The 15628-nt window shown below is 55.6% G+C and carries 14 protein-coding genes and 1 other annotated feature; of the genes, 9 read left to right on the plus strand and 5 right to left on the minus strand.

The window, feature by feature from the left end; all coding sequences use genetic code 11:
- Nucleotides 1-157: 157 nt before the first annotated feature.
- Nucleotides 158-2755: a type I DNA topoisomerase gene (gene topA, locus BFV64_RS12435; protein WP_045281238.1), complete on the minus strand. Its 2598-nt coding sequence runs from the start codon at nt 2753-2755 to the stop codon at nt 158-160.
- A 399-nt stretch (nt 2756-3154) separates the two neighbouring features.
- On the opposite strand from topA, the gene BFV64_RS12440 reads away from it, so the two are divergent.
- Entirely contained in the window at nt 3155-3406 is a 252-nt protein-coding gene (locus tag BFV64_RS12440; protein ID WP_003856804.1) for a YciN family protein, read from the plus strand.
- A 34-nt stretch (nt 3407-3440) separates the two neighbouring features.
- Here BFV64_RS12440 and sohB read toward each other — a convergent pair whose 3' ends face one another.
- Entirely contained in the window at nt 3441-4487 is a 1047-nt protein-coding gene (gene sohB, locus BFV64_RS12445; RefSeq protein ID WP_014884092.1) for a protease SohB, read from the minus strand.
- Nucleotides 4488-4738: 251 nt separating this feature from the next.
- Here sohB and BFV64_RS12450 point away from each other — a divergent pair, with 251 nt between their 5' ends.
- Together BFV64_RS12450 and cobO are read left to right on the plus strand one after the other, a co-directional pair.
- The gene (locus tag BFV64_RS12450) at nt 4739-5500 is read left to right on the plus strand and encodes a YciK family oxidoreductase (protein WP_014884093.1); all 762 of its coding nucleotides are present in this window, start codon (nt 4739-4741) and stop codon (nt 5498-5500) included.
- On the plus strand, nt 5497-6087 hold the full coding sequence (gene cobO, locus BFV64_RS12455; protein WP_069602129.1) for a cob(I)yrinic acid a,c-diamide adenosyltransferase: 591 nt from the start codon (nt 5497-5499) through the stop codon (nt 6085-6087). The genes BFV64_RS12450 and cobO overlap by 4 nt, the downstream gene beginning before the upstream one ends.
- Nucleotides 6088-6122: 35 nt before the next feature.
- Here the strand turns inward: cobO and rluB are convergent, their stop codons facing one another.
- The 3 genes from rluB to rnm all read right to left on the minus strand — a co-directional run bounded on the left by rluB (nt 6123) and on the right by rnm (nt 8596).
- Complete coding sequence (gene rluB / locus BFV64_RS12460) at nt 6123-7001, minus strand: 23S rRNA pseudouridine(2605) synthase RluB (RefSeq protein ID WP_014884095.1); 879 nt, start codon at nt 6999-7001, stop codon at nt 6123-6125.
- 96 nt (nt 7002-7097) lie between these two features.
- Nucleotides 7098-7718, minus strand: coding sequence for an L-threonylcarbamoyladenylate synthase (locus tag BFV64_RS12465; RefSeq protein WP_003856793.1), 621 nt, complete (start codon nt 7716-7718; stop codon nt 7098-7100).
- Nucleotides 7715-8596 (minus strand): RNase RNM, encoded by an 882-nt coding sequence (rnm, locus tag BFV64_RS12470; protein ID WP_069602130.1) that lies wholly within the window; start codon nt 8594-8596, stop codon nt 7715-7717. The genes BFV64_RS12465 and rnm overlap by 4 nt, the downstream gene beginning before the upstream one ends.
- Before the next feature lie 139 nt (nt 8597-8735).
- On the opposite strand from rnm, the gene trpL reads away from it, so the two are divergent.
- From trpL to trpA, 6 genes are all read left to right on the plus strand, one after another.
- Nucleotides 8736-8780: a trp operon leader peptide gene (trpL, locus tag BFV64_RS26140; protein WP_106993556.1), complete on the plus strand. Its 45-nt coding sequence runs from the start codon at nt 8736-8738 to the stop codon at nt 8778-8780.
- Nucleotides 8757-8851 (plus strand) — a sequence feature (Trp leader region). (Overlaps the previous gene by 24 nt.)
- A 25-nt stretch (nt 8852-8876) precedes the next feature.
- A complete protein-coding gene (locus BFV64_RS12475; RefSeq protein ID WP_069602131.1) occupies nt 8877-10439 on the plus strand; it encodes an anthranilate synthase component 1 in 1563 nt (520 codons plus the stop codon).
- Nucleotides 10439-12034, plus strand: a complete 1596-nt coding sequence (gene trpD, locus BFV64_RS12480; RefSeq protein WP_014884098.1) for a bifunctional anthranilate synthase glutamate amidotransferase component TrpG/anthranilate phosphoribosyltransferase TrpD — start codon at nt 10439-10441, stop codon at nt 12032-12034. The genes BFV64_RS12475 and trpD overlap by 1 nt, the downstream gene beginning before the upstream one ends.
- A gap of 3 nt (nt 12035-12037) precedes the next feature.
- Nucleotides 12038-13396, plus strand: coding sequence for a bifunctional indole-3-glycerol-phosphate synthase TrpC/phosphoribosylanthranilate isomerase TrpF (trpCF, locus tag BFV64_RS12485; protein WP_014884099.1), 1359 nt, complete (start codon nt 12038-12040; stop codon nt 13394-13396).
- A 10-nt stretch (nt 13397-13406) separates the two neighbouring features.
- On the plus strand, nt 13407-14600 hold the full coding sequence (gene trpB / locus BFV64_RS12490; protein WP_014884100.1) for a tryptophan synthase subunit beta: 1194 nt from the start codon (nt 13407-13409) through the stop codon (nt 14598-14600).
- Nucleotides 14600-15409, plus strand: coding sequence for a tryptophan synthase subunit alpha (trpA, locus tag BFV64_RS12495; RefSeq protein WP_014884101.1), 810 nt, complete (start codon nt 14600-14602; stop codon nt 15407-15409). Before trpB ends, trpA begins: the two co-directional genes overlap by 1 nt.
- The last annotated feature ends 219 nt before the right edge of the window (nt 15410-15628 follow it).

The raw sequence follows: 15628 nt of genomic DNA on the forward strand, positions 1-15628 counted from the left end.
AATCGCTTAAGACGATTTGATAATAAGAAATGGATTAACTATAACCACTATATCATTTATAGCCTGACTGTATAGTACGGAACAAAAAATAATAATAAGGTAATAAAAAAGGGCCGGAAGTCCGGCCCTTTCACAGGTAAGTGACGGTCAGGCAAGCTTATTTCTTGCCTTCAACCCATTTGCCATCGACAAAGAAGGCGGACCAGCCGGTCGCTTTGCCCTCTTTCTCTGCCGCCACGTACTGCTGCTTCGTTTTACGGCTAAAGCGAACCACCGTCTTATTGCCTTCAGGATCCTGCTGTGGCGCATCGGCCAGGTAACGCAGTTTTTCTGGCAGACGGTCACGGAAGCGGTGCAGTTCTTCAACCAGCGGCGCACGTGTTTCACGCGATTTCGGGAAGGTGTTGGCCGCCAGGAAGACACCCGCAGCACCATCACGCAGCACGAAGTACGCGTCGGATTTTTCACACGGCAGCTCTGGCAACGGAACCGGATCTTCCTTCGGCGGAGCCACTTCACCGTTACGCAGAATTTTGCGCGTGTTTTTACACTCGTCGTTGGTGCACGCCATGTACTTCCCGAAACGCCCCATTTTCAGGTGCATTTCAGAGCCACACTTGTCGCACTCCACAATCGGGCCGTCATAGCCTTTAATGCGGAATTCACCTTCCTCAATCTCATACCCGTCACACGTTGGGTTATTACCGCAGACGTGCAGCTTACGTTTAGGATCGATCAGGTAGCTGTCCATCGCCGTGCCGCATTTTTTGCAGCGGCGTTTAGCTCGCAGAGCGTTGGTTTCCGCATCCTCACCTTCCAGCACGTTGAGAACTTCGTTCTCCGGCACCAGGTTGATGGTGGTTTTGCAGCGCTCTTTTGGCGACAGCGCATAGCCGGAACAGCCAAGGAAGACGCCCGTGGTTGCCGTACGAATACCCATCTTGCGGCCGCAGGTTGGGCAGTCGATGCTGGTCAGAACCATCTGGTTAGGCAGCATGCCGCCCTCTTCAGGATCTTTCTCCGCTTTTTCAAGCTGGTTGGTAAAATCGCTGAAGAAGCTGTCGAGAACCTTCTTCCACTCCGCCTTATGGCTGGCAACCTCGTCGAGGCTGTCTTCCATTTGCGCGGTGAAATCGTAGTTCATCAACTCGCGGAAATTAGCTTCCAGACGGTCGGTGACGATCTCACCCATTTTTTCCGCATAGAAACGACGGTTTTCAACTCGAACGTAGCCGCGATCCTGGATCGTCGAGATGATTGACGCGTAGGTCGATGGACGACCAATACCGCGTTTTTCCAGCTCTTTCACCAGCGACGCTTCACTAAAGCGCGCAGGCGGCTTGGTGAAGTGCTGAGCAGGAACGAGATCAACCAGAGAGAGCTCATCTCCCTTGTTCACCGCTGGCAGCGTACGGTCTTCATCACCTTTACGCAGCGCAGGCATGACTTTTGTCCAGCCGTCGAAACGCAGGATACGACCGCGCGCTTTGAGACGGAAGTCGCCCGCACCGACGGTCAGCGTCGTGGAGTCATACTTCGCAGGCGTCATCTGACAGGCGACAAACTGACGCCAGATCAGCTGATACAGCTTCTGGGCATCGGCTTCCATATCTTTCAGCGACTCGGCTAACACAGAGACATCAGAAGGACGAATCGCTTCGTGCGCTTCCTGAGAGTTCTCTTTGCTGGCGAATTGATTGGCGCTTTCCGGCAGGTATTTTTTACCGAAGTTATCACTGATATAACCGCGTACCATGTTTACCGCATCCTGGCTCAGATTCGTTGAGTCAGTACGCATGTAGGTGATGTAACCCGCTTCATACAAGCGCTGGGCCATCATCATGGTTTTCTTCACGCCATAGCCAAGGCGCGTACTCGCCGCCTGTTGCAGGGTAGACGTGATAAACGGCGCGCCAGGTTTACTGCTGGTCGGTTTATCTTCACGTTCCAGCACCTGATAGCGTGCTTTTTCCAGCAACGCGACGGCAGCCATGGTCTGGTCACGGTTTTCAGGACGGAAAGGCTTATCGTTCTGATGGCTCACCTGCAGTGGCAGAGCGTCACCGCCCGGCGTGGTCACATTGGCGTCAATTTCCCAGAATTCTTCCGGCACGAAGGCTTTAATTTCGCGTTCACGCTCAACGACAAGACGCACGGCGACGGATTGCACACGTCCTGCGGACAGGCCACGGGCAATCTTTTTCCACAGCAGTGGAGAGACCATATAGCCTACAACGCGGTCCATAAAGCGACGCGCCTGCTGGGCGTTGACACGGTCGATGTTCAGCTCGCCAGGCTTCTCAAACGCCTGACGAATCGCATTTTTTGTAATTTCGTTAAACACTACGCGACTGTAGCGTTTGTCATCACCCCCGATCACTTCCCGCAGGTGCCATGCAATGGCTTCCCCTTCGCGGTCAAGGTCGGTTGCGAGATAAATGTGGTCTGCTTTTTCAGCCAGCTGCTTCAGCTCGTTAACGACTTTCTCTTTTCCGGGCAGCACTTCGTATTGTGCATCCCAGTTGTGCCATGGGTTAACACCCATGCGGTTGACAAGCGCGCTACGTTCATCCTTTTTAGGCTTTTTAGCCCCTTTGGTGGAGGTAGAGTCTGCGCTCTTTTTGCTGGCTGAGCCACTGGTCGGCAAATCGCGGATATGACCCACGCTGGACTTAACCACGTAGTCATTACCCAGATACTTATTGATCGTTTTGGCTTTTGCCGGGGACTCAACGATGACGAGAGCTTTACCCATATTCACCTTTACCTAATTTGATTCTTCCAGGAATACGCCGCACGTTGATTTCCCTTCCGCTGACGACGAGCCAATGATATTGCGGCTGCGTCAGGAGATATCAACCCCTTTGTCCTACCGGGTGTCTGAGGAAAGACGCCCAGGTGATTGAGTTATCGGGTATTTTTCTCACACCTCGTATAATTCGTGACGAGTTCCCGGTCGAATGTCAAGCAATTCTGTTGCCAGAATGACGAAAGCGCACACTCTACCTGATAAAATTCGTTACGCAACTTTATTAGCATGCAAAAGCAAATCCCGCCAACCTGCCCCCTGTATCTTATCCCCTCACAAAACAGGGAAAATTTGCCCCCAAAGCGGCCCCGGCGTAGACTATTGTCACTGTTTAAGGAGTGGATTATGCAGAATACGACCCAACCTATTGACCGAGCCTCTCTGCTTATCGAAGCAAATAAGCTTATCCGTGACCATGAAGATACCCTGGCGGGCATTGAAGCCACCGGTGTAGAGCAGCGTAATGGCGTGCTGGTTTTCAGCGGCGAATACTTCCTTGACGAACAGGGATTACCCACCCCAAAAAGCACCGCTGTGTTTAATATGTTTAAATATCTGGCGCATACGCTTTCTGAAAAATATCACCTGGTCGATTAATGCAAAACGCGAGGCATATGCCTCGCGTTTTTGCTTACAGCAGCGGTTTTTGTCCGCGCTGTAGCCAGCGAAGCAGCAGGCGATCTGCGCTTTCCGCTGCACTGTTGGTAAAGCGGTCCATCAGGCGCTTACGCTGGGTGAACCGCACGCCTATCAGCTCCCTTCCGTCCATCAGGTTGAGCAGCAGATCGTCGCTGGTCCCCACTTCATCTACCAGCCCTTTTTCCTGCGCCTGAATACCGTACCAGTGTTCGCCTGTCGCGACCTGCTCAATATCCAGCGTTGGGCGCATACGGTGTACGAAATCTTTAAACAGGTGGTGCGTTTCGTTGAGATCCTCACGGAATTTTTGGCGCCCTTCTTCCGTATTTTCCCCCAGCAGCGTCAGGGTACGTTTGTACTGACCCGCCGTGTGCAGTTCGATATCAATCTCTTTATTCTTCAGAAAACGGTTAAAGTTTGGGATCTGTGCGACCACGCCGATAGAGCCAATGATGGAGAACGGTGCCGCAACAATTTTGTCCGCCACGCAGGCCATCATATAGCCACCACTTGCCGCGACTTTATCTACCGCCACGGTAAGCGGGATTTGCTTTTCTCGCAGACGCTGTAGCTGAGAAGCGGCCAGTCCGTAGCCGTGCACAACCCCGCCAGGGCTTTCAAGACGCACCACCACTTGATCCTGCGGAGTGGCCACGGCCAGAACGGCAGTCACCTCTTCCCGTAGCGAAGCGACTTCATGCGCATCCATACTGCCTTTAAAATCGAGTACATAGACGCGAGGCTTCGCGTCAGACTGTGGCGTTGCAAGCTTAGCTTTCGCCTTTGCGGCTTTGGCTTCCTGCTTGTGCTTTTTCTTCTGGGCCTTCAGCCATGCCTTCTGTTGATGGCTATCAAGCAGTGAGAGGGACATGTCTTCCTGCATCTCTTTGTACTGCTCGCTCAGACGGGTAATGCGTAACTCCCCACGCTGGCGTTTGCGCTGCGTGAGATTGACAATCAGAACGGCAACGACCGCAATGGCAATCACCACCGTCGCGATTTTAGCCAAAAACAACCCATATTGAGAAAGTAATTCCACGCGTTCCACCTTGATTTAACCACGAATCTTTCACGGCAGTGTACAACAGCCCTGCCTTTGCGTCTCGCCCGTGACATTACCTGTGCGAGCCATCTTCAGGAATCCCCGCCCGGTGGTTTAAATATTTGCAAATTGTTAATTTTACAGTAATACGTCCTGTAGACTGATTGAATTCTCACGCTAATTCGGGCATAAAGCCGAAAAGTCATTATGAAGGCGCCATTGAGTCACCGTGCGCCTGAGGAGTCACCGTGCACTATCAACCGCAAAAAAACCTGCTGCAGAACCGGATCATTCTTGTCACCGGTGCCAGCGCGGGTATTGGTCGCGAAGCGGCCCTGACGTATGCTGAATATGGCGCGAGCGTTATTCTGATCGGTCGCAACGAAGAAAAACTCAAAGGTGTCGCTCAGGAAATTGAAGCGGCAGGTGGCATACCGGCCCCCTGGTATACTCTTGATTTACTGACCTGTACGCCAGCGGTATGTCAGGAATTAGCCCAACGTATCAGCACCCATTATCCACGTCTGGACGGTGTGCTGCATAACGCCGGGTTGTTAGGCGAAGTTCGTCCAATGGATGAGCAGGATCCTGATATCTGGCAGCAGGTCATGCAGGTTAACGTCAACGGCACCTTTTTCCTCACCCAGGCCTTACTTCCTTTATTACTCAAATCCGAGTCAGGCTCTCTGGTCTTTACCTCTTCCAGCGTAGGCCGTGAGGGGCGCGCAAACTGGGGGGCATATGCTGTCTCTAAATTTGCGACCGAAGGTATGATGCAGGTGCTGGCGGAGGAATATCAGAGCCGCCATCTGCGCGTAAACTGCATTAATCCGGGCGGAACACGCACCAAAATGCGCGCCAGCGCGTTCCCGACAGAAGATCCGCAGAAGCTGAAAACCCCGGCCGATATTATGCCACTCTATCTCTGGCTAATGGGCGACGACAGCCGTCGCAAAACCGGAATGACTTTTGATGCCCAACCGGGCCGTAAACCGGGGATTTCGCAATGAGTGAAGAACGTCACCAGCAGCGCCAGCAGCGTCTGAAAGAACAGGTTGATGCGCGCATTGCGTCAGCCCAGGACGAGCGAGGGATCGTCATCGTATTTACCGGCAACGGCAAAGGCAAAACCACCGCCGCGTTCGGCACCGCCACCCGCGCCGTCGGGCACGGGCAAAAAGTGGGCGTAATCCAGTTTATCAAAGGCGAATGGCCCAATGGGGAGCGCAATTTGCTGGAACCTCACGGCGTTGAGTTTCAGGTGATGGCAACCGGTTTTACGTGGGACACGCAGAACCGGGAAACCGACACCGCAGCCTGCCTTGCTGTCTGGGAGCACGCCAAAAGAATGCTGGCCGATCCGACGTTCAATATGGTGCTACTGGACGAGATCACCTATATGGTCGCCTACGACTACCTGCCGCTGAATGCCGTGCTGGATGCACTGAAAAACCGCCCTGCACATCAGACGGTAATCGTCACGGGTCGTGGGTGTCATCGGGATATTCTGGAACTGGCAGATACCGTCAGCGAGCTGCGTCCGGTCAAGCATGCATTTGATGCAGGTATCAAAGCGCAGCCTGGGATTGATTACTAAAGAAAAAAGCCCGGTGCGTTCACCGGGCTTTAAGATTAACCGTTGTTATTCCGGCTGCCAGAGCGACGGTTGCTGCTGTTCACCTGGCTATGGCGTTTCACCGCACGACGGATCTGGTTCGCCTTCATACGACGACGATCTTTCTCCACCGCCACTTTTGAGGTGGTTTCCGGCGTTAGCCCCACCAGCTCGCGCAGATAGTTGGTCTGGGTCAGATCCAGTTCGGTATAGCCGCCACGCGGCAGACCTTTTGGCAGCAGAATGTCACCGTAACGAACGCGAATCAGGCGGCTAACCTGAACCCCTACCGCTTCCCACAGACGACGCACCTCGCGGTTACGCCCCTCTGTCAGGGTGACGTTGTACCACTGGTTAATGCCTTCACCACCGGTAAATTTGATGGTTTTAAACGCTGCAGGACCGTCTTCCAGCTGAACGCCACGCGACAGGTCGCGCAGTTTATTTTCATCAACCTGGCCGAAGACACGCACGGCATATTCACGTTCCACTTCACGGCTTGGGTGCATCAGACGGTTTGCCAGCTCACCGTCGGTGGTAAACAGCAGCAGGCCGCAGGTGTTAACGTCCAGACGACCCACGGCAATCCAGCGCGCACCTCGCAGTTTAGGCAGACGGTCAAACACCGTCGGGCGACCTTCCGGGTCGTTGCGGGTACACAGCTCGCCTTCCGGCTTATAGTAAGCCAGCACGCGGCAAATCTGTTCAGCAGACTCTTTCACGGAGATAAGATGACCGTCGATGCGGATCTTAAGCCCCGGTACGATTTCTACGCGGTCACCCAGCGTGGCGATTTTACCGTCCACACTCACGCGGCCCGCTTCAATAATGGCTTCGATTTCACGGCGCGAACCGTGGCCGGCGCGCGCCAGCACTTTCTGTAACTTCTCGCTCATTGAGCTTCCTCAGGTGTCGCCTTCACAGGCGTCGAATCAGGTCAAAAGAGGGCCTGGCCCTGCTTTGATGGCCGCGTAGTATATCTGCTTACACCTCTACAAGAAAGGCTTAACATCGCCCACGCCTTCACGAATCACTTCTGGCGCATCTTCGGTTAAGTCGACCACGGTGGTCGGTTGCTGACCAAGATAGCCGCCGTGAATAATCAGCTCAACCACCTTCTCCAGACGATCTTTGATCTCTTCCGGGTCGGACTCGGTAAACTCACTTCCCGGCAGCATCAGCGAAGTCGAGAGCATCGGTTCGCCGAGGGTTTCCAGCAGTGCCTGCGCAATCGGGTTGGACGGCACGCGCATCCCGATGGTTTTCCGTTTTTCCTGCAACAGGCGGCGCGGAACCTCTTTCGTCCCTTTCAGGATGAAGGTGTAGTTACCCGGCGTGTTGTTTTTAATCAGGCGAAACGCCACGTTATCAACATACGCATAGGTCGACAGCTCAGAGAGATCGCGACACATCAGCGTAAAGTTATGGCCGTCCGGAAGCTGGCGAATACGGCAGATACGCTCCATCGCCCCTTTGTCTTCAATTTTGCAGCCCAGCGCGTAGCCAGAATCGGTCGGGTAAACAATCACGCCGCCTTTGCGGACGATCTCCACGGCCTGATTGATCAGACGTGGCTGCGGGTTATCCGGATGAATATAGAAAAACTGACTCATACTTCCCTCTCTTCAATTTGCTGCGGATGTTCCCAGAGCTGCCAGACCGGCTCAACGCCTGCCGGTAACCAAAGCTTGCGCCCCAGTTCAATCCACGCGCAGGGCTGATGGAAATCAGAGCCCTGCGACCCTGACAGGCCGAACTGGCGAGCATAAGTCGCAAGCTGCGCACGCTCATTGGGTGCCTGCTGACACTGGGCGACTTCCATCGCCTCGCCACCGCATTCAGCAAAGTGTGCCAGCAGTCTTTTCAGCCATTTAGCAGAAAGATTATACCGCCCCGGATGGGCCAGCACGACCTTACCGCCAGAATGATGAATCACATCAATAGCTTGTTTTATTGTACACCACTGTGGCGGAACGTATCCGGTTTTCCCGCGCGCCAGATACTTTTTAAAAACATCCGCCATGGTCGTTGCCTTGCCCGCTTCAACCAGAAAACGGGCGAAATGACCGCGCGTGACTGCCCCACCGTTCGCGAGCGCTTGTGCCCCTTCCAGCGCGCCCGGAATATGCGCCTTTTCCAGACGCTCGCCGATCATCTCCGCTCGCTGGTTGCGGCGCGTTTTTTGTTCTTGCAAAAACGTTACAAGTGCCGGATGTTCTATATCGATGTTCAGACCAACGATATGAATTTCATGGTTTTCCCAGACGGTTGAGATCTCGACCCCGGTGACCAGATTCAGCGCCAGCCCGCTGCGGGCAATCTCAGCGCGCGCTGCCGGAATGGCATCAGTGGTATCGTGATCGGTTATCGCCAGCGTGCCGACGCGCATCTCAACCGCGCGATGAACCAGAGCTTCGGGTGTCAGCAGACCATCAGAAGCCTGCGTATGGCTGTGTAAATCATAAATAATGGCGTAGGTGGTATCGCTCAAAGCACTTCCCATAACAGGTTGGAGACATCCGAAACCGCCATGATACCGACTTAACGCGAAATTCTGAAATCAAGGGTTGACAACTCGCCACCGAACTAGTTAACTAGTACGAAAGTTCACACGAGAAAGGTATCTGAAAATGACAGCACATTTCACTCTGCACGGTTGGTGGCGCACTTCCTGATTTTCGGGCAGTGTCACGCGTCTGCGAAATGCAAACAGATACCCAGCCCGCTACCCAGCGGGTTTTTTTTTGAACAGAATAAATGAGAACAACAACATGCAAACAGCCAAACCCCATCTCGACCTGCTGACCTGCGAGGCGGCCTATCGCCACAACCCGACCGCGCTGTTTCATCAGGTGTGCGGCGCACGTCCGGCAACGCTGCTGCTGGAGTCTGCAGATATCGACAGCAAGGACGATCTTAAAAGCCTGTTGCTGGTTGACAGCGCACTGCGCATTACCGCGTTAGGTGACACTGTCACCATCAAGGCACTTTCTGACAATGGCGCATCGCTGCTGCCGCTGCTCGATGCTGCCCTGCCTGCGGGCATCGAGAATAAACGTCACCCGGACCAGCGAATTCTGCATTTTCCTCCGGTAAGCCAGCTGCTGGACGAAGATGCCCGCCTCTGCTCGCTGTCCGTTTTCGACGCCTTCCGCCTGCTGCAAAATCTGGTCACCGTGCCGGAAGATGAGCGTGAAGCGATGTTCTTCGGCGGGCTGTTTGCATATGACCTGGTCGCCGGGTTTGAAGATTTGCCGGAAACCGAGCAGGGTAACCGCTGCCCGGATTACTGCTTCTATCTGGCCGAGACCCTGCTGGTGATCGACCATCAGAAAAAATACACCCGCATCCAGGCCAGCCTGTTCACACCGTCCGCGGCTGAGAAAGAGCGCCTCGAAAATCGCATCGCTCAACTCCAGCAGCAAATGACGGAGGCGCCCCCTGCGCTGCCGGTACATCGCGTCGAGCAGATGACGTGTGAGGTTAACCAGACCGACGATCAGTACGGGGCCGTGGTTCGCCAGATGCAAAAAGCGATTCGCGCCGGGGAAATTTTCCAGGTAGTGCCTTCCCGTCGTTTCTCTCTGCCCTGCCCGTCGCCGCTGGCAGCGTACGATGTGCTGAAAAAGAGTAACCCGAGCCCTTACATGTTCTTTATGCAGGACAATGATTTCACTCTGTTTGGTGCGTCACCGGAAAGCTCCCTGAAATACGACGCTACAAGCCGCCAGATTGAGATCTACCCAATTGCAGGCACCCGCCCCCGCGGCCGTCGTGCCGACGGTTCACTGGATCGCGATCTCGACAGCCGCATTGAACTGGAAATGCGTACTGACCACAAAGAGCTCTCCGAGCATCTGATGCTGGTTGACCTGGCGCGTAACGACCTTGCGCGTATTTGCACGCCGGGTAGCCGTTACGTGGCTGATCTGACCAAAGTCGACCGTTATTCCTTCGTCATGCATCTGGTCTCCCGCGTGGTGGGTGAACTGCGCAGCGACCTCGATGTGCTGCACGCCTATCGGGCCTGCATGAACATGGGCACCCTGAGCGGCGCGCCGAAAGTGCGTGCGATGCAGTTGATTGCCGCCGCCGAAGGTCGTCGTCGCGGCAGCTACGGCGGCGCGGTGGGTTACTTCACCGCCCACGGCGATCTCGATACCTGCATCGTGATCCGCTCTGCCTACGTTGAAGACGGAATTGCCACCATCCAGGCCGGCGCCGGGATTGTTCTCGACTCTGTTCCGCAGTCTGAAGCTGACGAAACCCGCAGTAAGGCTCGCGCGGTATTGCGCGCCATTGCTACCGCACATCATGCACAGGAGATTTTCTGATGGCTGACATTCTGCTGCTCGATAATATCGACTCCTTTACCTATAACCTGGCAGATCAGCTGCGTGCGAATGGCCATAACGTCGTTATTTACCGCAACCACGTACCGGCGCAGACCCTGATTGACCGTCTGGCGACCATGCAAAACCCGGTGCTGATGCTCTCCCCGGGTCCGGGCGCGCCAAGCGAAGCAGGCTGTATGCCGGAGCTGCTGACCCGCATGCGCGGCAAGCTACCGATTATCGGCATCTGCCTCGGTCACCAGGCGATCGTTGAAGCCTACGGCGGCTATGTCGGCCAGGCGGGCGAGATCCTGCACGGTAAAGCCTCCAGCATTGAACATGACGGCCAGGCGATGTTTGCCGGGTTACCGAATCCACTTCCGGTTGCGCGCTATCACTCGCTGGTCGGGAGTAATATTCCCGCCGGGCTGACGATTAATGCCTCGTTTGAAGGGATGGTGATGGCGGTACGTCACGACGCGGATCGCGTCTGCGGCATGCAGTTCCACCCGGAATCGATCCTGACATCACACGGTGCTCGTCTGCTGGAGCAGACCCTCGACTGGGCGCTACAGAAGCTGGAGCAGACCAATACCCTGCAACCGATTCTGGAGAAACTGTACCAGGCGCAGACCCTTAGCCAGCAGGAGAGCCACCAGCTCTTCTCCGCTGTAGTGCGTGGCGAGCTGAAGCCTGAACAGCTGGCCGCGGCGCTGGTGAGCATGAAAGTGCGCGGCGAAAGCCCGCAGGAGATCGCCGGTGCCGCCACGGCCCTGCTGGAAAATGCCGCCCCGTTCCCGCGCCCGGACTATCCGTTTGCCGATATCGTCGGCACCGGCGGCGACGGCAGCAACAGTATCAATATTTCGACTGCCAGCGCCTTTGTGGCGGCGGCATGCGGGATGAAGGTGGCGAAACACGGTAATCGCAGCGTTTCCAGTCGGTCTGGCTCCTCCGATCTGCTGGCCGCGTTCGGTATTAACCTCGACATGAATGCCGAACGTTCCCGAGAAGCGCTGGATGACCTGGGCGTCTGCTTCCTGTTCGCGCCGAAGTACCACACCGGTTTCCGCCATGCGATGCCGGTGCGCCAGCAGCTTAAAACCCGCACGCTCTTTAACGTGCTCGGTCCGCTGATTAACCCGGCCCATCCGCCGCTGGCATTGATTGGCGTATACAGCCCTGAGCTGGTCCTGCCGATTGCCGAGACGCTGCGCGTCCTGGGTTACCAGCGTGCCGCCGTGGTACACAGCGGCGGTATGGATGAAGTTTCTCTCCACGCACCGACGCTTGTGGCCGAGCTGAACAACGGCGAAGTGCTTAGCTATCAGCTCGAGGCGTCTGATTTCGGCTTAACACCCTATCATCAGGACGCGCTGGCGGGCGGCACGCCGGAAGAAAACCGTGACATTCTGACGCGCTTACTACAAGGTAAAGGTGAGGCCGCGCATGAGGCCGCCGTGGCAGCCAACGTCGCCATGCTGATGCGTTTGCACGGTGAGGAAGACCTGAAGGCTAACGCCCAAAAAGTTCTGGATGTACTGCGCTCCGGTGCAGCTTACGATCGCGTTACCGCACTTGCGGCAAGAGGGTAAAGAATGCAGACCGTTTTAGCGAAAATCGTTGCCGATAAGGCCATCTGGGTGGAAGCCCGCAAAGCAGAGCAGCCGCTTGCCAGTTTCCAGAATGATGTTGTTCCCAGCAGCCGTCGTTTCTATGACGCCCTGCAGGGCGCACGCACCGCCTTTATTTTGGAGTGCAAAAAGGCCTCTCCGTCAAAAGGCGTTATTCGTGACGATTTCGACCCGGCGCGTATCGCCGGTATTTATAAGCATCATGCGTCCGCCATCTCCGTGCTGACGGATGAGAAATATTTCCAGGGCAGCTTCGATTTTCTGCCCATCGTCAGCGGCATCGCGCCGCAGCCGATCCTGTGCAAAGACTTTATTATCGACCCGTATCAGATCTGGCTTGCGCGTTTTTACCAGGCTGACGCCTGCCTGCTAATGCTCTCGGTACTCGACGACGAGCAGTATCGCCAGCTGTCTGCCGTAGCGCACAGTCTGAACATGGGCGTGCTGACCGAGGTAAGTAATGAAGAAGAACTGGAGCGCGCCATCGCGCTGGAAGCCAAAGTGGTCGGCATTAACAACCGCGATCTTCGCGACCTGTCGATTGACCTGAACCGTACGCGCCAGCTTGCGCCGCGTCTGGGTTCTGGCGTCACGGTAATCAGCGAATCCGGCATTAACAGCTACGCTCAGGTGCGCGAGCTGAGCCACTTCGCCAACGGTTTCCTGATTGGTTCCGCCATGATGGAACATGACGACCTTAACGCCGCGGTACGTCGCGTCCTGCTCGGTGAAAACAAAGTGTGTGGCTTAACTCGCGAACAGGATGCCCTGGCCGCGTATGACGCGGGGGCCATTTACGGCGGCCTGATCTTTGTTGACGCCTCGCCTCGTGCCGTCAGTGAGGAACAGGCGCGCAATGTGATCGCAGCAGCGCCACTTAGCTATGTGGGCGTGTTCCGTAATGCGGATATCGCAGACGTCGTGGCAAAAGCCGAAACGTTATCCCTGAGTGCGGTGCAACTGCATGGCGATGAGGATCAAGCCTACATCGATAAGCTGCGTGCAGACCTCGCCCCTCAGGTGCAGATCTGGAAAGCACAAAGCGTGGGTACCACCCTGCCCGCACGTAACCTGAATCATGTTGATAAATATGTGCTCGACAACGGCCAGGGCGGTACGGGTCAGCGTTTTGACTGGTCACTGCTAAATGGCGAAAAGCTGGACAACGTCCTGCTGGCGGGTGGATTAAGCCCGGATAACTGCGTGGAAGCCGCCAAAGCGGGCTGCGCAGGCCTCGATTTCAATTCAGGCGTAGAGTCACAACCGGGTATTAAAGATGCCAGCAAACTGGCCTCGGTTTTTAACACTCTGCGTGCATATTAAGGAAGAGAAGATGACGACATTACTTAACCCGTATTTTGGTGAGTTCGGCGGGATGTACGTCCCGCAAATCCTGATGCCCGCCCTGCGCCAGCTGGAAGAGGCGTTCGTCAGTGCGCAGAAAGATCCGGCATTTCAGGCGGAATTTACCGACCTGCTGAAAAACTATGCGGGCCGTCCGACAGCGCTGACGAAATGTCGCAACCTGACCGAAGGCACAAACACGACGTTGTATCTCAAGCGTGAGGATCTGCTGCACGGTGGCGCACATAAAACTAACCAGGTTCTCGGCCAGGCGCTGCTCGCGAAGCGTATGGGGAAAACCGAAATTATTGCTGAAACCGGTGCAGGCCAGCACGGCGTAGCCTCTGCGCTCGCCAGCGCCCTGCTCGGCCTGAAATGTCGCATTTACATGGGTGCGAAAGACGTTGAGCGTCAGTCTCCGAACGTGTTCCGTATGCGCCTGATGGGGGCGGAAGTGATCCCGGTGCACAGCGGCTCCGCGACGCTGAAAGATGCCTGTAACGAAGCGCTGCGCGACTGGTCTGGCAGCTACGAAACCGCGCACTACATGCTCGGTACCGCGGCGGGTCCGCACCCGTTCCCGACCATCGTGCGCGAATTCCAGCGCATGATCGGTGAAGAGACCAAAGCGCAAATCCTTGAAAAAGAAGGTCGTCTGCCGGATGCGGTGATCGCCTGCGTCGGCGGCGGGTCTAACGCCATCGGCATGTTTGCTGATTTCATCGACGACACCCGCGTGGGTTTGATTGGCGTCGAGCCTGCCGGTCACGGTATTGAATCGGGTGAACATGGCGCACCGTTGAAGCATGGCCGCGTGGGGATCTACTTCGGTATGAAATCGCCAATGATGCAAACCGAGGAAGGCCAGATTGAAGAGTCCTACTCTATCTCTGCGGGCCTGGATTTTCCGTCAGTTGGACCCCAGCATGCGTATCTGAACAGCACGGGTCGCGCGGATTATGTTTCTATTACCGATGACGAAGCGCTGGAAGCCTTCAAAACGCTGTGCCGCAGCGAAGGGATTATCCCGGCGCTGGAGTCTTCCCACGCCCTGGCGCACGCGCTGAAAATGATGAAAGAGAACCCGGAAAAAGAGCAACTGCTGGTCGTTAACCTGTCCGGTCGCGGTGACAAAGACATCTTCACCGTTCACGATATTCTGAAAGCACGAGGGGAAATCTGATGGAACGCTACGATAATGCATTTGCCGAACTGAAATCCCGCCAGGAAGGCGCGTTCGTTCCCTTCGTTACGCTGGGCGACCCTGGCCCGGAGCAGTCGCTGAAGATTATCGATGCCCTGATTGAAGCGGGTGCCGACGCGCTGGAGTTGGGTATTCCGTTCTCTGACCCGCTGGCGGATGGCCCGACCATCCAGAACGCCACCCTGCGCGCGTTTGCCGCAGGCGTGACGCCCACTCAGTGCTTCGAGATGCTGGCGGCGATCCGCCAGAAGCATCCGACGATCCCGATTGGCCTGCTGATGTACGCCAACCTGGTGTTTAACCGTGGTATTGATGAGTTTTACGCCGAGTGCGCGCGCGTGGGTGTCGACTCCGTTCTGGTGGCAGACGTACCGGTAGAAGAGTCTGCGCCGTTCCGTCAGGCGGCGATGCGACATAACGTGGCACCTATTTTCATCTGCCCGCCAAACGCCGATGATGAACTGCTGCGCCAGATTGCCTCCTATGGTCGCGGGTATACCTACCTGCTCTCCCGTGCGGGTGTAACCGGCGCGGAGAACAAAGCGGCGCTGCCTCTGCATCATCTGGTCGAAAAGCTGGCTGAATACCACGCGGCCCCTCCGCTGCAGGGCTTTGGGATTTCATCTCCCGACCAGGTCACCGCGGCGATTGACGCTAACGCAGCCGGTGCAATCTCAGGCTCCGCTATCGTTAAAATCATTGAGAAGAACGTGGACAAGCCAGAGCAAATGCTGGCTGAGCTGAAAACCTTTGTCAGCGCAATGAAAGCGGCAACGCGCAAAGCGTAACCTCTCCACCGTCTGGCTTCGCCGCCAGACGGTGTTTCTTTAGCGCCGCCATTCTGGGCACTGCCACGCACATTCGCCTGCTTTTATCGCCTGGAACGAATTTGAAAATAAAGTTACTGACCGCAACAAAATAGCTCGGTGCGGCTTAGGATTCAGGTCGTGGACTTGCCTGTACCGGATATGCCATTATATGATTTGGTTAAATCTTTGTATTTATCT

Source organism: Enterobacter kobei (genome assembly GCF_001729765.1).
Classification (GTDB): Bacteria; Pseudomonadota; Gammaproteobacteria; order Enterobacterales; family Enterobacteriaceae; genus Enterobacter; species Enterobacter kobei.